Annotated in this window: 15 protein-coding genes and 1 riboswitch; of the genes, 10 read left to right on the forward strand and 5 right to left on the reverse strand. The window is 45.5% G+C overall.

Features of this window, described 5'->3' with window-relative positions:
• Positions 1-4 precede the first annotated feature (4 nt).
• Positions 5-907, forward strand: a complete 903-nt coding sequence (locus PUW25_RS07670; protein ID WP_047910000.1) for an ROK family protein — start codon at positions 5-7, stop codon at positions 905-907.
• 191 nt (positions 908-1,098) lie between these two features.
• Positions 1,099-2,103, forward strand: coding sequence for an HRDC domain-containing protein (locus PUW25_RS07675; RefSeq protein WP_047909999.1), 1,005 nt, complete (start codon positions 1,099-1,101; stop codon positions 2,101-2,103).
• 82 nt (positions 2,104-2,185) lie between these two features.
• Here PUW25_RS07675 and corA read toward each other — a convergent pair whose 3' ends face one another.
• Positions 2,186-3,121 (reverse strand): magnesium/cobalt transporter CorA, encoded by a 936-nt coding sequence (gene corA, locus PUW25_RS07680; RefSeq protein ID WP_047909998.1) that lies wholly within the window; start codon positions 3,119-3,121, stop codon positions 2,186-2,188.
• 463 nt (positions 3,122-3,584) lie between these two features.
• Positions 3,585-3,711, forward strand: a riboswitch (SAM riboswitch).
• A gap of 137 nt (positions 3,712-3,848) precedes the next feature.
• Between corA and metA the strand changes: the two genes are divergently transcribed.
• From metA to mqnC, 4 genes are all read left to right on the forward strand, one after another.
• The gene (metA, locus tag PUW25_RS07685) at positions 3,849-4,766 is read left to right on the forward strand and encodes a homoserine O-acetyltransferase MetA (RefSeq protein ID WP_047909997.1); all 918 of its coding nucleotides are present in this window, start codon (positions 3,849-3,851) and stop codon (positions 4,764-4,766) included.
• A 36-nt stretch (positions 4,767-4,802) separates the two neighbouring features.
• The gene (locus PUW25_RS07690; RefSeq protein ID WP_047909996.1) at positions 4,803-5,990 is read left to right on the forward strand and encodes an aminotransferase class I/II-fold pyridoxal phosphate-dependent enzyme; all 1,188 of its coding nucleotides are present in this window, start codon (positions 4,803-4,805) and stop codon (positions 5,988-5,990) included.
• On the forward strand, positions 5,983-7,152 hold the full coding sequence (locus PUW25_RS07695; RefSeq protein ID WP_047909995.1) for an aminotransferase class I/II-fold pyridoxal phosphate-dependent enzyme: 1,170 nt from the start codon (positions 5,983-5,985) through the stop codon (positions 7,150-7,152). Before PUW25_RS07690 ends, PUW25_RS07695 begins: the two co-directional genes overlap by 8 nt.
• 159 nt (positions 7,153-7,311) lie before the next feature.
• Positions 7,312-8,451 (forward strand): cyclic dehypoxanthinyl futalosine synthase, encoded by a 1,140-nt coding sequence (gene mqnC / locus PUW25_RS07700; protein WP_047909994.1) that lies wholly within the window; start codon positions 7,312-7,314, stop codon positions 8,449-8,451.
• A 49-nt stretch (positions 8,452-8,500) separates the two neighbouring features.
• Here the strand turns inward: mqnC and PUW25_RS07705 are convergent, their stop codons facing one another.
• From PUW25_RS07705 to PUW25_RS07720, 4 genes are all read right to left on the reverse strand, one after another.
• Positions 8,501-9,394, reverse strand: a complete 894-nt coding sequence (locus PUW25_RS07705) for a YitT family protein (protein ID WP_052511690.1) — start codon at positions 9,392-9,394, stop codon at positions 8,501-8,503.
• 38 nt (positions 9,395-9,432) lie between these two features.
• On the reverse strand, positions 9,433-10,674 hold the full coding sequence (locus PUW25_RS07710) for a cation:proton antiporter (RefSeq protein ID WP_047910238.1): 1,242 nt from the start codon (positions 10,672-10,674) through the stop codon (positions 9,433-9,435).
• Between the two features lie 4 nt (positions 10,675-10,678).
• The gene (locus PUW25_RS07715; protein WP_047909993.1) at positions 10,679-11,173 is read right to left on the reverse strand and encodes a cation:proton antiporter regulatory subunit; all 495 of its coding nucleotides are present in this window, start codon (positions 11,171-11,173) and stop codon (positions 10,679-10,681) included.
• A 96-nt stretch (positions 11,174-11,269) separates the two neighbouring features.
• Positions 11,270-11,647 (reverse strand): hypothetical protein, encoded by a 378-nt coding sequence (locus tag PUW25_RS07720; protein ID WP_047909992.1) that lies wholly within the window; start codon positions 11,645-11,647, stop codon positions 11,270-11,272.
• A gap of 182 nt (positions 11,648-11,829) precedes the next feature.
• Here PUW25_RS07720 and PUW25_RS07725 point away from each other — a divergent pair, with 182 nt between their 5' ends.
• From PUW25_RS07725 to PUW25_RS07740, 4 genes are all read left to right on the forward strand, one after another.
• Positions 11,830-12,765: a putative sporulation protein YtxC gene (locus PUW25_RS07725; RefSeq protein ID WP_047909991.1), complete on the forward strand. Its 936-nt coding sequence runs from the start codon at positions 11,830-11,832 to the stop codon at positions 12,763-12,765.
• A gap of 352 nt (positions 12,766-13,117) precedes the next feature.
• Positions 13,118-15,055 (forward strand): threonine--tRNA ligase, encoded by a 1,938-nt coding sequence (gene thrS, locus PUW25_RS07730; protein ID WP_047909990.1) that lies wholly within the window; start codon positions 13,118-13,120, stop codon positions 15,053-15,055.
• Positions 15,056-15,157: 102 nt separating this feature from the next.
• Complete coding sequence (locus tag PUW25_RS07735; protein WP_274336874.1) at positions 15,158-15,721, forward strand: 3D domain-containing protein; 564 nt, start codon at positions 15,158-15,160, stop codon at positions 15,719-15,721.
• Between the two features lie 202 nt (positions 15,722-15,923).
• Entirely contained in the window at positions 15,924-16,157 is a 234-nt protein-coding gene (locus tag PUW25_RS07740) for a hypothetical protein (RefSeq protein WP_052511688.1), read from the forward strand.
• Positions 16,158-16,293 lie beyond the last annotated feature (136 nt).

Genomic DNA, 16,293 nt, shown 5'->3' on the forward strand with positions numbered 1-16,293 from the left:
AATCATGGGAGTACTTGGAGCAATTGAAGCTGGTGGAACGAAATTTGTATGCGGTGTAGGTAATGAGCAAGGTGAGGTATTTGAAAGAGTCAGCTTTCCAACAACGAAGCCGGAAGAAACGATGGCTCAGGTGATCTCTTTTTTTGAACAGCATAAGATCGAGGCACTTGGTGTAGGGTCTTTTGGACCTATTGATCCTATCAAATCGAGTCCTACATATGGTCATATTACGACAACACCAAAGCCTTTCTGGGGTGGTTATAATATCATTGGTAAATTGAAATCGCATTTTCAGGTTCCGATGAGTTTTGATACCGATGTGAATGGAGCCGCGCTGGGAGAATATACTTGGGGAGCAGCAAAAGGGCTGGATAGCTGCATTTATATTACGGTAGGTACCGGTATTGGCGCAGGAGCGGTAGTATCCGGGCAATTAATTCACGGCTTGTCACATCCTGAAATGGGGCATATTAGTGTAAGACGTCATCCGGAGGATACTTATGAGGGATTTTGCCCATATCATGGTGACTGCCTGGAAGGGATCGCGGCAGGTCCTGCGATATCCAAACGTTGGGGCAAACAAGGCATCGAGCTTCCCGCAGATCATCCGGCTTGGGAGATGGAGGCTTATTATCTGGCTCAGGCTTTGGTAAATTACGTGCTTATTCTCTCTCCGCAGAAGATTATTATGGGCGGCGGTGTTATGAAGCAGGAGCAGCTCTTCCCTCAAGTGAGAGCACAGCTGAAGAAGCTGCTAGGAGGTTATGTACAGCATCCAAGTATTATGGAGCGAGTCGACGAATATGTCGTTTATCCTGAACTGGGTGATAATGCCGGGATCTGTGGTGCGCTTGCACTGGCCAAGCTGGCCAAAGAAGAAGCCAAAATCGAACTGGGATTGAACTAGACGAATTAAAATTCTGAGTACACACGGCATATACATTCTTGAAATATTTATCAATTATGGTATGATGATGACTAACAGAACAGTACGGATTTCATGAGGAAGCACCTCTCTCGCATTTAAATGTGGGAGGGGTGCTTTTTTTGTTGTCTTGTTATGCGTGCTGGGCTGACTTAAGGAGGAGGACGAATAGCATGAAGATTGTATTTATGAACCAGCTTTCAAATACGGCTCCCGGAGCGGAAGTGACTTATGCACAGTTATGGATTGGAGAGGAAGAAGGAAGGTGGAAGCTGGGCTGGAACAAGAACAGCCTTGAAGAGGAGGTCTCGGACATTTGGTATGAAGGTACGTCATGGAATGAAATGATGCATATTTATCGCCTGCAGCTGGCGATCAAGATGAGCGAAGGATATAGACCGCTGATTGAAGGTGTGTTTCATGAAGCAGGGGACACAAGAACGAGAAGCCAAGGGGCGACCAAGCTGCAATGCTATAGCGAGCTCTATGGACGTGAGGAATTGTATCAGGAGCTGTGCGTATGGCGGAGAAGGAAGGCTCAAACAGAGCGGAAAGCCCCTTATTTTATAGCCAGCAATCGGCTGCTTCGAATGATCAGTGCCTATGTTCCACATACCCTTGAGGAGCTGCGTGAGCTGCCGGGTGTCGGTGATAATAAGGCGGCAGAGTACGGGGAGGAAATTCTGGCCATTACGGCAAATGAAGCAAGAGAGCATGCATTTCCGCTTGATTGGGTACATGAAGCCCTGAATGAAGAAGAGTATGAATCATGGGTATTCAAGCAAAAGGAGCAGAAATATAAGCAGGAGCTGGAGCGTTTTACATTAAAGAAGACTGTATTATCAGGTATTGCCAGTAATCTTTCTCTGGATGAGATCAGCACAAGCTCTGGATTAACACGGAGAGAATTGGTTGATTTTCTCGAGGAGCTGGAGAAAGGAGGGTACGATACAGAAGCACTGATTGCCAAGGAGCTGGTATGGATGACCGATGAAGAGCAGGAGCAGATTTGGAATGCTTATGATGAGCTGGGCACGGGCTTCTTGAAGCCGGTACTGCAGCGTGTATATGGCGAAGATCCTTCTTCTGTAGGGCCGCTGGATCAGCTGTACGAGCGTCTGCGCATGGTTCGTATTCGGTTTAGAAGACAGACAGAAGCAGATCGACAAGTCGGCTAGATTAAAAATATAAAGGGTCCGAACGCTGTCTTAGACAGCTCTGGACCCTTACATCATTTTATTTACAATATCGAAGATGAGGTCATATCCAGTCTTTCTTGCGGAAAATCCAATACATCGATAGACCGAGCACGAAGATCACACCGATAACGATAAAATAAGCATATTTATAATCTAGTTCAGGCATGTTGGTGAAGTTCATCCCATAGATGCCTGTGATCAGAGTCAGCGGCATGAACACCGTAGTAATCGCCGTGAACACACGCATGATTTCATTGGCACGGTTTGAAATACTGGACTGATAAGCCTCACGTAAGTTCCCCATCAGATCGCGGAGTGTATCGAAGGTTTCAGATATTTTCACCGCATTTTCATAAATGTCGCTGAAATATTTCTGAAGCTGATCATCAATTAACCGCAGATCTTTTTTGTTAAGTGTATTGATGACTTCTTTCTGTGGAGACAGCGCCTTTCTTAACCACAGAATCTCACCTCGCAGACCAATGATCTCGTTCAGATGCGACTTCTTGGTGTGCATCAGAATGTCTTCCTCCAGCTCATCAATCCGTGCCTCAAGCCGGTCACCAACTGTAAAATAATTGTCAACGATCGAATCGACAAGGTAATAGAGGAAACGGTCAGGTGTGCTGACTTCTTCCTCCCAGAGAATAGGCTTGAGTGTGCGAAGCTCGTTAATCTTCTGCTTGGTAACCGTAATAATATAATGTCTACCCAGAAATAGGTTCACGGCACGTAAAAATATTTCTTCATCATCAAACCGGATGCTGTTTACAACGATAAAATAATGGCTTTCATATATTTCGAGCTTTGGACGCTGTTCTTCCTCACTGAGACAGTCTTCAACGGCCAGATCATGCATGGAGAAGAGAGGCTGCAGCACAGCCAGATCGTCGACATCTGCATCAATCCAGTAGAACCCTTCAGCGGGAGGAGTAATTGTATCTTCAATGTTGTCAAGCGGAGTAAAAACTCCTTCATTCACCAGTCTTATTTTCATGTGTATCCACTCCTTATTAATCTCCCGTAAATGTTATAGGGACAAGCTGAATAACGAAGGAAAGTGAACGCATCAGTGCTGGTAAAGTGAAGGGTCACACAATTTAAGCAGGTATAGAGAAGAGGTCTCGCCCGTAAAATATGCGCTCCCGTCCAACCGGCAAGCTGATGGTACATCCTATATAGTTATATTTATTCGGCTGCCAGCTAGGCCTCGGGTCGCCTTCCATTTTACGTCACCCCATCATTTTAGATATTTAACACTTGACTAGTATAACGCTCTCGAATTAAGCAATCAAGAATGAAAATATTACACTATTCAAAGGCAGTCTATGTATGTGAAGCACATCTGGTGCTTTATTTTCTTGAGTTGTCTTCTGGTGCTTATTTTGAACAGTCCAGTTCTTGACGAATAACGATCTAATCATTATAGTAATGGGTATATGACAATAAAATATAGCGAAATCTTATCAAGAGTAGGTGGAGGGACTAGCCCGATGATACCCGGCAACCGGCGAATACGCACGGTGCTAATTCTTGCAGTCGTCTGATCTTATTTATTAAGGGTACAGACGAATTGAGAGATGAGAGAGGCGCATTTTCGAATACGAACAGATGACCTTTCTCGATTACTGAGTGAGGTCTTTTTGTGTTAGGACGAAATATTCTGCTCCCCCATGCTCTCTCATGATATTCGCTCTTCAAACACCATATAAGGAGGAGTATTAATGCCAATTAAAATCCCAGACGCTCTACCGGCCAAGGAAGTACTAGCAGGAGAAAACATCTTTGTCATGGACGAAAGCCATGCGTACAGGCAGGATATCCGGCCGCTTCGTATCGGGATACTCAACCTGATGCCTACGAAGGAAACGACAGAAACACAGCTGCTCCGTCTTATTGGTAATACACCCATTCAAGTTGATGTTGTACTCATTCATCCCAAGTCTCACGTGTCCAAGAACACGTCCCAAGAGTATTTGGATATGTTCTACAAAACATTTGATGAGATTAAGCATCTTCGCTTTGACGGCATGATCATTACCGGTGCACCGGTTGAACAGATGGATTTTGAGGAAGTGACGTATTGGGAAGAGATCCAGCAGATCTTTGAATGGACCAAGACCAATGTAACCTCAACAATGCATATATGTTGGGCCTCTCAAGCAGGTCTGTACCATCACTTTAATGTACCGAAGGTAGGGCTTCCTGAGAAATGCTTTGGCGTGTTCCATCATACGATCAACAAATCTCATGTCAAGCTGCTTCGTGGTTTTGATGAAGTATTCCTCGCACCGCATTCTCGCCATACCGAGGTGACAAGAGAAGATATTGAGCAGGTTCCTGGTCTTGAGATCCTGTCCGAGTCAGAAGAAGCTGGGGTTTATATTGTAGCTACTGAGGATGGAAAACAGATTTTTGTAACGGGCCATTCCGAATACGATCCGTTATCTTTGAAATGGGAGTATGATCGGGATAAGGACAAAGGGCTTGATGTGAAGCTTCCGTATAACTATTTTCCAAACAACGATCCAAGTAAGGTTCCGCCATCTACCTGGAGAGCTCACGCGAATTTACTCTTCTCTAACTGGCTCAACTATTATGTGTACCAAGAGACGCCGTACGACATTGGACCACAGATTTAAGTGAATTCTACCTAACTTAGAGGAGGATGTTTACGAATGGGAGACAACAAACTAAACATTGAAAGCCGATTAGCACAGATTGGATCAGTGAAAGAGCCGGTAACGGGGGCAGTTAATTTCCCGATCTATCAATCCACAGCCTTCAGACATCCGAAGCTTGGTCAAAGCACCGGATTTGATTACATTCGTACAACGAACCCAACCCGAAAGGTTCTTGAAGAAGCAGCAGCTGAGCTGGAATCTGGTGATGCAGGATTCGCATGCAGCTCGGGTATGGCGGCTATTATGACGATCTTTGCCAAGTTCGGACAAGGAGATCATCTGATTATTTCGCTTGATCTCTATGGGGGTACGTATCGTTTGGTGGAACGGATCTTGTCCAAGAATGGCATTACTGCAAGCTATGTGGATACGAATGATATTGATGCACTCGAAAGTGTAAGAAATGAAAATACCAAAGCTATTTTTATTGAGACACCGACGAACCCTCTTATGATGATTACGGATATTGAAAAAGTGTGCGGCTGGGCAAGAAAGCATGGTCTATTGTCGATTGTAGATAATACATTGCTAACACCTTACTTCCAGCGCCCGATTGAGCTTGGGGCTGACATTGTCGTGCATAGTGCGACCAAATATTTGGGCGGTCATAATGATGTACTCTGTGGTCTCATCGTAACCAAGGGAAAAGAGCTGTCGGAAGAGATGGCTTTTCTACATAATTCAATCGGAGCTGTACTCTCTCCAAGCGACAGCTATCAGCTTATGCGCGGTATGAAGACACTCGCACTGCGTATGGAGCGCCATGAATACAACGCAACCAAAGTGGCCGAATTCCTGCTCGAGCACTCCTTAATTACAGATGTCTATTATCCTGCACTTACAGATCATCCAGGACATGATATTCAAAATAAACAATCCAGCGGTAACACGGGCATTCTGTCCTTCAAAGTGAAGGATGCAAGATACGTTGAGCCCGTCCTGAGACACATCAAGCTGGTAGCTTTTGCGGAGAGCCTGGGTGGAGTGGAGTCGCTGATGACCTATCCGGCTGTACAGACCCATGCGGATATTCCGGTAGAAATTCGTGACGCGATTGGTGTTGATGAGCGCCTGCTTCGTTTCTCTGTCGGAATAGAACATATTGATGATATCGTTGCTGATTTAAGCCAGGCATTTGATAAGGCTCATCAAGAGCTTGAGGGAGGCGCAGCACATGAGTAAGAAGGACCGTGACGACTCCTATAAATTTGATACGAAGCTCTTGCATTTTGGGGCAGAGATAGATGAAGGCACGGGGGCTTCCAGTGTGCCGATCTACCAGGCATCTACTTTTCATCATCATGACATATTCGCTCCGCCGGTTCATGACTACAGCCGTTCAGGGAATCCGACTCGTCAGGCGCTAGAAGACTACATTGCCTTACTGGAAGGAGGCGTTCGCGGATTTGCATACTCCTCCGGAATGGCTGCCATCTCCAGTGCGCTAATGATCTTATCTGCGGGAGATCACATTATCGCTACGGAAGATGTATATGGCGGTACTTACCGTCTGCTCAGTACGATTCTGACTCGGATGAATATTGAAACGACATTTGTGGATATGACGGATCTGGACAAGGTCAAAGCTGCATATCGCTCGAATACCAAAGCCGTATTTATGGAAACGCCGTCGAACCCAACCCTTCGTATTACCGATGTGGCAGGTGTGACAGCTTGGGCTCAGGAGAAAGGACTTATTACACTGCTTGATAATACGTTCATGACCCCTTATTATCAGCGGCCGATTGAACAAGGAGTCGATATCGTACTGCATAGTGCTACGAAATTCCTCGGAGGACACAGCGATGTGCTAGCGGGCCTTGCTGTTGCCCGGACAGAAGCCATTGCTAATGAGCTGAAGAAGCTTCAGAATGGTCTTGGTACGGTTCTTGGTGCACAAGAATCCTGGCTGCTTATGCGCGGGATGAAGACACTGGGTGCAAGAATGGCGCATTCGGAGCAAAGTGCAGCCAAGCTTGCGGCCTGGCTGACCAATCGCTCAGATATTGATGCTGTCTACTATCCTGGTCTTATGAATCATCCTGGAAGAGAGATTCATGAGAGTCAATCCACTGGGTATGGTGCCGTCGTCTCCTTTGACGTCGGGTCGGGAGAGCGTGCCAAGCAGGTGCTGAATGCAGTTAAGCTTCCGCTCGTTGCGGTAAGTCTTGGTGCGGTAGAGAGTATACTCTCTTACCCGGCGATGATGTCGCATGCGGCGATGCCTCAGGATTTCCGGCTCGACAGAGGAATTACAGACGGACTGTTGCGATTCTCTGTTGGACTTGAGGATATCGATGATCTGATTGCAGATCTGGATCAGGCACTAGCAGCTAATCGGTAGAATTAAAGTACACGATTGTGTAAGATTTTGAACCTATATATCTAGATGAAAAAGAAGCATGCTTATAATAGGTGCTTCTTTTCACATTTAACCTATGTTACGATAGACAAGACAATATTTCTATTATTGTTACATATTAACGATAAGGGAGGCTGCCGTATGAGCGGAGTAAACCATATCTTAGATAAAGCTTTGAATGGTGAGCGTCTGACTGTGGAGGACGCGACTCTTTTGTTTGAATCGGATGAAGTCGAAAAAATAGGTGAGGCTGCGCATGTCATCATGAAGCGAATGCATCCCGAACCCATCACAACCTTTGTTATCGGCCGGAACGTCAACTATACGAATGTATGTGACGTGTACTGCCGTTTTTGTGCGTTCTATCGCAGACCGGGTTCAGATGAAGGCTATGTACTGCCGGATGAAGTGATTTTCCAAAAAATTAAAGAAACCCAGGATGTGGGCGGAACAGAAATACTGATGCAGGGAGGAACGAACCCGAACCTGCCATTCAGCTATTATACGGATCTGCTGCGTGGAATTAAAGAACGTTTCCCAGATATTACGATGCACTCTTTCTCTCCAGCTGAAATTATGAAAATGCGAGAAGTGTCCGATGGTTTGACCCTTGAAGAAGTCGTTAGGCAGATTCATGAAGCGGGACTTGATTCCCTCCCAGGCGGAGGCGCTGAAATTCTTGATGACCGCACACGCCGCAAAATCAGCCGGCTTAAGGGTTCATGGCGTGACTGGATGGATGTCATGCAGACCGCACATAGAATCGGCATGAATACGACAGCAACAATGGTGATTGGATTTGGTGAAACGATGGAGGAGCGGGCGCTTCATCTGCAGCGTGTTCGTGACGCCCAGGACGAATGCATCCAGAATGGATACGATTCGGAGGGGTTCCTGGCGTTCATTCCTTGGACCTTCCAGCCGGATAACACCAACTTGAAAAAAGAGCGCCAAACTCCGGAAGCGTATCTGAAGACAGTAGCGATCAGCCGCTTGTTCCTCGATAACATCAAGAATATTCAGTCTTCTTGGGTAACGATGGGACCGGAGGTCGGTAAGCTCTCCCTTCGTTACGGCTGTAACGACTTTGGAAGCACGATGATTGAAGAGAATGTCGTTTCTGCCGCAGGTGCTACACATAAAGTGAATATTAATTCCATTCTTGAACTGATTCGTGAGACAGGGAATACACCGGCACAGCGGAATACGAAATACGAGATTCTGAGAGTATTCGACGGTCCAAACAGCAAAATTGAGAATGATTTTGTAATGCAGAATTAGATCAAACGAAAGCGCAGCAGGTACAATACCTGCTGCGCTATTTTAATTCTTATGATTTTGTTTCATCCATATCGAATATTACAGTAGCATGGGGATCAACAGAACGAACGATGGATTTCAACTGTCTCGTTTCAAACACATGTATGGAATAATAGAGAACCGGTATTTGATTCCAGTCTGGATCATGCGCTCGATTGGCTGCAGCCGAAGGTTTGGGTACTCTGTTAATCCTAACTTTTATTGCCTGCTCCAGCTTATCGGTTTGCATACTGGCAATACAAACTTGACGATTAAAGGTGAAGCCCCTCATTGCAAAGTGGACGGCTTCAACAGCAATCAAGTAAGCAAGTATCGAGTACATGGCCTGCTGAGCTCCAAACTTAATGCCTGCTCCGGTAAGAACAAGAAGATTCATGACCATGATAATACGTTCAAGCTTATTCTTGGATCTCTTTCCTCCAGAAAGGTTAGAGTTGATATGGTTTACAGCCAGTGTATCCAGGGTTCCCCCATTATTCAGCACGAGCCCAATGCCAAGTCCAAGAAACAATCCGCCTAATATGGCAGCTGCCAGCGGATGAGTCAGGACTGCAGGCAAAGAATGCAGCATTAATGCACTTAGAGAGAATACCGTTAAGCCAAGTACAGTGACGATGGCAAATTGTTTATGAACTCTCCCATAAGAGAATAGAATGAATGGCAGGTTAAACAAGAATAAAAATAGTCCAAGCCGCATCTCCATTTGATAGGCGAACATGGCGGATATACCGGTGACACCGCCGACAATGAGCTGATTCGGATGCAGGAAAAGCTCCAGCCCAATCGAAGCCAATATGCCGCCCAAGGTTACGAGCAACAGCTTCTTCAACCAGACACGATGAGGCTGCCTGGATACCTTGGATCCCGCATCGATGGGACGAGGAGAATGTGGAGGCTGGTTCATCCGATTCCTCCTTTATTCATCATCCTTGCTTTTTCAAATTAGTCGATCGTCTTTTCTTGCAGCATCTCAGACTTTTGCTGCTTCTTCGTGTTCTTGAACTTGAAGATTTTATCCAGCATACGGTAAATGTGTTTGGACTCTTTAGTTAGAAGAGGCCCAAGTATCGCTAGAATAAGCACATAGATCGCAGCAAAAGGCTGGATGATCGCCATAAGTCCGCCCGTTGCGGCCATGTTTGCCAGCAGGATAGAGAATTCTCCACGGGAGACGATGGTTAGACCAATATTGGAGGAAGCCTTTGGAGACAACCCCGCACTCTTTCCGGCAAGCATACCCGCTGTAAAGTTACCTATTAAGGTAATAATTACGGCAATAATGGCCAGCCATACGGCTTCTCCTCCAAGAGACAATGGATCGATAGATAGTCCAAAGCTAAAGAAGAAGATCGCACCGAAGAAATCCTTGAATGGCATAATTAGATGCTCAATCCGCTTCGCATGCGTGGTTTCTGCTAGAACAAGTCCGACAAGCAGAGCCCCGATGGCTTCAGCAACATGAATAGTTTCAGAGAAGCCGGCTACCAGGAATAAGGATCCGAAGATGACGAGTGAGAATAGCTCGTTGTTTCGGATATTAAGCAGTTTATTCAAGACAGGTACCAGCTTGCGTCCCAGGATGATAACGATCAGCATGTAGCCGAGTGCAATGAGTGCTGACATAATGACGCCGCCGATGGATGACGAGTCACTGAGCACCAGACCCGACAGAATCGAAATATAAACGGCGAGAAAGACGTCCTCAAACATGATAATACCCAGAATCATTTCCGTTTCCGGATTGGCTGTACGTTTCAGATCGACAAGCACTTTGGCTACGATGGCACTTGAAGATATGGTTGTAATACCTGCAATGATGAGTGCTTCTGCAACCGGGAAGCCGCCGGCAAAGCCGAGAACGAGTCCCAGTGTAAAGTTAATGCCTATATAAATACTGCCGCCAACGACGATGGACTTGCCTGACTTCAGCAATCTGCCGACTGAGAATTCAAGTCCCAGATAGAAGAGCAGGAACAATACGCCGATACGGCCAAGGAAATCTATAAGACCGGCGCTCTCGATAAAACGAAAGTCGAGATGCCATATTTTAGCTGCATGAGGTCCTACCGCCATACCAATCAAAATGTAGAATGGAATAACGGAGAACCGGAGTTTAGACGAGATCAGTCCGGCAGCCGCGATGAGAGCGATCGCCAGACCGACTTCTAGTACCAAATGATCCACGTTCTCACCATCTTCCATCCTTTAAAATTTGTTTTAGTTTTTGTTGTTGCTGTCTTTCACCAACTGCAATCAATGTAGAATCGGCCGCAATCTGCAGATCCGGACCAGGACTGATATGCTTTTTGTTATTCTTCTCCATAACGGCAATAATGGTCGCACCGGAATTTTGACGAATATCCAGCTCTCCAATGGTCTTGCCGACACAATTGTAATTTCCATCAATCTTGTACCATTCTATAATTAAATCGTCCAGCGTCATCTCGACACGCTCGAGCTGCTTAGGCTTGTATGTCATTCCGCCAACAATCGCTGCCAGCTGACGGGCCTCATAATCTTCAAGAGAGATCATGGAGATGCTTTGATCGGGGTCTTCATATTCGAAGTGATATAATTCACGACGTCCGTCGTCATGAATAACGACAACAATTTTATCTCCACTGCTGGTTGTAGCCTGAAATTTTCGGCCGATACCCGGCAGATCAGTTTCACGAATTTCCATGGTTGTGTTAATGCCTCCTATAAATCATGTTTTAGTTATAATAGTATAGAGATAGTATAGGCAAGGGCGTGTCATAAAACTCTAGACACGTCCTAGTTAAGCACTAACAAACATAGAAGTGAATTTTATAGGCTTCAAATAAAGCTTTCGCTTTATAAGGCCGTAATACGCCTTGAAGGGCGGATTAATAATGAGGTATTCGAACAGCATAAATACCGCCAGCATCACGAACAGGAAATTCGTCTCATTCAGTGCTTTAGGCTGGAACCCCGGTGACTTGATCATCGACTTAGGATGATTGCTCATGGTATTGTCCATCGGTTCTTCATAGATCGGCTCGCTATGGCCTTTCACCTTGAGAAGATGGGTCTTGTCAACGTCTCCTTCAATCACCGGATACTGGAATGAGATGATCGGGATAATACAAATAAATACAACAAATATGAATTTATATACTGTTCTGTCGTATTTCATCTCTTATCCCTCCTCGCATGATACTGTTATAAAAATAATAACACAAATTTGTGTCGACTCCAAATAGGTATTTATTTTCTTTTATATTGAGAAAACATGACAACCTTTCCAAAAAGCCGCTTCGTATATCCCCCTCTTGCTGACCATATAATAATTCTAAGAAAGAGAAGGGAGTGAGCCTTGTGGAATTGTTCGTGGTATGGACGGAAGCCCAGGACCAAGATACAGCGGAACACTTTTACCGTTTCATCAAAGATAAGACGAAGGGGTTACATATAAGTAAACAAGGGTTCCGATTCTCTTATCGTCAGCATGAGGGCAAGGCAGCCTGGATCTGCAAAGGATATGAGAACCATCCCGGATTCCAAGATGGATTGCCGCGCATGTATGAAATTATGGCATCCGGTCTTGCGGATTATGTCATTGAATGCAAAGAGGAGCAGCAGCTGAGGCGATTGATTGAAAGGGAATGCGTCAACATGGAGCCCGACGAGCTGGAACGGGTGAAGCGCATATGTGCACCTCTGTTGAAATCGAGAATGGAGACAGAGCAGGGGACTCGCGAGCTAAGACATGGCAAGCTTACAAGAGGTATTCTAGATACGCTTCAGGACATACCGGTTGTTCACTTAGAGGGAGCCATTCAATTTCGCCTTCAGGAATACAAGAATGAACTGCATGAGATTGTGGAATATGCTTTAGACGAGTTCTATATGGATCGACAATATGAAGAATTCATGGGCTTATTGAAATACTTTGTTTATTTTCAGGATCCTAAGGTTCCTTTAATTCATGTGGTTCATAAGGGCAAGCATGATTTTATTTTGCTGGATGAAGCCTATAAGCCGATGCCAATGCCGCAAGAAGAAAGTGTAATTATGGAAATGCCGGGTATGGAGCTTGAGATGGAAGTCGAAGATATGATTATTAGCCGCTTAATTTCGATTTCCCCTAAAAAAATGAAGCTGCATACGAAAACTCCGGAATTTCCGCTGATCCATACGATCTCTCAAATCTTTGAAGATAAGGTGGAGATCTGCCGGAGCTGTGTTCATTGCCGGAATTTAACGGAAGCTGGTTCATTGTCACTTGACGAAGAGGAAACTTTGGAATTATAATACTGCTTATTAAAAGCGATGACAAAGACAAGGGTCTTAGAGAAGGACAGTACAGAGAGAGGGAACATCAGGCTGCAATTTCCTCCGGTTACCTGCTACAGACTTACCCCTTTGTAGCTGCAGTTCAGAACGTTTATCCTCACGGGGAGGCTAGTAAGAACCGCCGGAATCATGTCCGTTATCATACATGCTTAAATGAGGGCTGTACAGTGTAGTTTAACTGAAGCAGCTGAATTAGGGTGGAACCACGAGTATACACACTCGTCCCTTTGCCGGGACGGGTGTTTTTTGCGTTCGCATAGAATACACTCTTTCGTCACCGGCTTATACAAGCGATGAGGAGGAAGTAAACATGTCAGTTAGTATCAAATTGCCAGATGGATCAGTCAGAGAGTACGACAATGGAGCCAGTATTCTAGATGTTGCTGCTTCCATTAGCAGTGGTCTCAAAAAGAATGCACTAGCGGGTAAGCTGGACGGAATTGTGGTGGATCTATCCACTCCACTTCGGGAAGGTGCCGTCGTTGAGATCGTAACCGGAGATTCATCAGATGGGCTTGAAGTGCTTCGTCACAGTTCTGCTCATTTGCTGGCCCAAGCGGTTAAGCGTTTATTCGGGAACAAAGAGGTGCATCTCGGTGTAGGACCTGTCATTGAAGATGGCTTCTATTATGACATGGATCTTGAGCATGGGCTTAACCCCGAAGATCTTCTCAAAATTGAGAAGGAAATGGAGCGAATCGTGAATGAGAATCTTCCGATCGTCCGCAAGGAAGTGAGCAGAGAGGAAGCACTTCGTATCTTTGGTGAGCTTGGTGATCCTTACAAGCTGGAGCTGATCCGTGATCTTCCGGAGGACAGCATCATTTCCATTTACGAGCAAGGTGAATTCTTTGATCTGTGCCGCGGACCACACGTCCCTTCCACTGGCAAGATCAAGGTGTTCAAGCTGATGAACGTGGCCGGAGCATACTGGCGCGGTGACAGCAAGAACAAAATGCTGCAGCGTGTATACGGTACTGCATTTGCCAAGAAAGCTCAGCTAGATGAGCATTTGCATTATTTGGAAGAAGCGAAGAAGCGTGACCATCGTAAGCTCGGTAAAGAGCTCGGCATGTTCACATTCTCTCAGCTGGTAGGTCAAGGCCTGCCGATCTGGCTGCCGAATGGTGCCAAGCTGCGCCGTACACTGGAGCGTTACATTGTGGATCTGGAAGAAAGTCTTGGCTATCAGCACGTATATACTCCGGTACTGGGTAATGTCGAGCTATACAAAACTTCGGGTCACTGGGAGCACTATCAGGAGGATATGTTCCCTACTATGGAGCTGGATAACGAGGCGCTTGTACTTCGTCCGATGAACTGTCCGCACCATATGATGGTATATAAAAATGAAATGCACAGCTATCGGGATCTGCCTGTCCGTATTGCAGAGCTTGGAATGCAGCATCGTTATGAAATGTCAGGAGCGCTGACTGGTTTGCACCGTGTTCGTGCAATGACACTGAACGATTCCCATATTTTCTGTCGCCCGGATCAGATCAAGGAAGAATTCGCACGCGTTATTGAACTGATCATGATTGCATACAAAGATTTTGGAATTCATGATTACAGATTCCGACTGTCTTACCGTGATCCTCAGGATACAGAGAAATATTTCCAAAACGATGAGATGTGGGAAATGTCGCAGCGTATGCTTAGAGAGGTTGTAGAAGGTCTTGATATGCCGTTCTATGAGGCAGAAGGGGAAGCGGCATTCTATGGTCCGAAACTTGATGTTCAAGTTAAAACAGCTCTTGGCAAGGAAGAGACACTCTCCACTGTACAGCTGGACTTCCTGCTGCCTGAGCGTTTCGAACTCGAATATGTAGGGGAAGATGGTCAGAAGCATCGTCCAGTCGTGATCCATCGCGGCATTTTGGGAACTATGGAGCGTTTCACTGCGTTCTTGCTCGAAAACTTTGCTGGAAACTTCCCGCTCTGGCTGTCTCCGGTTCAGGCCAAAGTTATTCCGGTATCCATTCACTTCGAAGAGTATGCGCGTCAGGTCGAAGATCAGCTGAAGCGTGCCGGTATTTCGGTAAATGCCGATCTGCGGAATGAGAAATTGGGCTACAAGATTCGTGAAGCTCAGCTCGAGAAGACTCCTTATATGTTCATTGTCGGGGAAAATGAAATGAATGAAGGCAGTGTGTCTGTCCGCAAACGCGGTGAGGGGGATCTTGGGGCGAAGCCGCTTCAAGAGGTTGTGGCGATGCTGAAAGAGGAAATTAATTCACGTACAGTTTAAAAACAGCAAGGATCAATTTCATTACACATGATGAAATTGATCCTTTTGCATAATATGGATTCGATATGGAGAACCTCTGCATATGAAAGGGAGGTTCATCTTATGGAATATCGCATGATTCGGCGACGTATGATGTTACTTCAATTCCTGCTGATCTGTTTCTTCTTGCTGTGCTGTAATCCGCAGGCTGTGGCGAGGGACTCCGAGAAATCAGAGGCTGTTCTTGCGCCCAAAAGCGAGCAGGTGCTCCACACGATAAATGTGACAGCTACCGGTTATACGGCAGGATATGAATCCACAGGAAAACGACCGAATCATCCTGAGTATGGAATAACCTATTCCGGCGTCAAAGTACACCGCAATAAAGAAGGGGTTTCAACCATTGCTGCTGATCCCAAGGTGTTTCCGCTTGGTACCGTCCTGTATATTCCTGGCTACGGATATGGAATTGTAGCTGATACAGGCTCCGCTATTAAAGGCTCCAAGATCGATCTTTATTTTCCCACGACCAAGGCAGTATATAGTGAATGGGGAAAGCGGGATGTGCAGGTGCAAGTTGTGAAGCAAGGGAATGGGAAATGTACAGAGCAAATGATCAAGCAGCTAGGAGAGGCATTAACGGTGAATAAATTTATCCCAGATGCACTGCTTGACAAGGAAATTTAATATCTGCACGATCAGGCGAGTCCGAAGGAATTGACAGCATATTCTGTTCATTTCTTTGGGCTCTTTTTATATATTTGTAATTTTGAAGGAGCTGAATAAGAACACATGGATCGTCACATAATACTTTTCGGGGATCGAAAGACACCCCGCCCAGACAACAGCATGCAGATCATTCACTTGCGTGAAAAGGGAGGTGAACCAAGTGAAAAAAGCAAATTCTCAAAACGCTCAAGGTTACCAAACGCCAAATGAGAAGTATGATGCAGAATTTGGAGCAGAACAAAATTCTGCTGCACAAAAAGTTCAACAAGCTAAAACGAACAAAGTGCAAGATAACTTCCAAACACCAGATGAGAAGTATGATGCAGAATTTGGCACAGAGCCAAACGCTGCTGCACAAAAAGTTCAACAGTCTAAAATGAACAAAAAACAGTAATGTATAGAGGACAGGCCCTTCGGGGCCTGTTTTTTTTACATAAAAAGGAAGTGTCTCCGTCTAGAGACTGAGATGAATTTCATTCCAGCGCCGCTCCTTCATTCCAAGTTATTGACATATAATGAATACATACAAG

The organism is Paenibacillus urinalis (assembly GCF_028747985.1).
Lineage (GTDB): Bacteria > Bacillota > Bacilli > Paenibacillales > Paenibacillaceae > Paenibacillus > Paenibacillus urinalis.

What these genes read in the sequence shown, in the direction of transcription:
- PUW25_RS07670 (WP_047910000.1), top strand. Translation starts at nt 5, where the DNA reads ATGGGAGTACTTGGAGCAATTGAAGCTGGTGGAACGAAATTTGTATGC.
- PUW25_RS07675 (WP_047909999.1), top strand. Translation starts at nt 1,099, where the DNA reads ATGAAGATTGTATTTATGAACCAGCTTTCAAATACGGCTCCCGGAGCG.
- corA (WP_047909998.1), bottom strand. Translation starts at nt 3,121, where the DNA reads ATGAAAATAAGACTGGTGAATGAAGGAGTTTTTACTCCGCTTGACAAC.
- metA (WP_047909997.1), top strand. Translation starts at nt 3,849, where the DNA reads ATGCCAATTAAAATCCCAGACGCTCTACCGGCCAAGGAAGTACTAGCA.
- PUW25_RS07690 (WP_047909996.1), top strand. Translation starts at nt 4,803, where the DNA reads ATGGGAGACAACAAACTAAACATTGAAAGCCGATTAGCACAGATTGGA.
- PUW25_RS07695 (WP_047909995.1), top strand. Translation starts at nt 5,983, where the DNA reads ATGAGTAAGAAGGACCGTGACGACTCCTATAAATTTGATACGAAGCTC.
- mqnC (WP_047909994.1), top strand. Translation starts at nt 7,312, where the DNA reads ATGAGCGGAGTAAACCATATCTTAGATAAAGCTTTGAATGGTGAGCGT.
- PUW25_RS07705 (WP_052511690.1), bottom strand. Translation starts at nt 9,394, where the DNA reads ATGAACCAGCCTCCACATTCTCCTCGTCCCATCGATGCGGGATCCAAG.
- PUW25_RS07715 (WP_047909993.1), bottom strand. Translation starts at nt 11,173, where the DNA reads ATGGAAATTCGTGAAACTGATCTGCCGGGTATCGGCCGAAAATTTCAG.
- PUW25_RS07720 (WP_047909992.1), bottom strand. Translation starts at nt 11,647, where the DNA reads ATGAAATACGACAGAACAGTATATAAATTCATATTTGTTGTATTTATT.
- thrS (WP_047909990.1), top strand. Translation starts at nt 13,118, where the DNA reads ATGTCAGTTAGTATCAAATTGCCAGATGGATCAGTCAGAGAGTACGAC.
- PUW25_RS07735 (WP_274336874.1), top strand. Translation starts at nt 15,158, where the DNA reads ATGGAATATCGCATGATTCGGCGACGTATGATGTTACTTCAATTCCTG.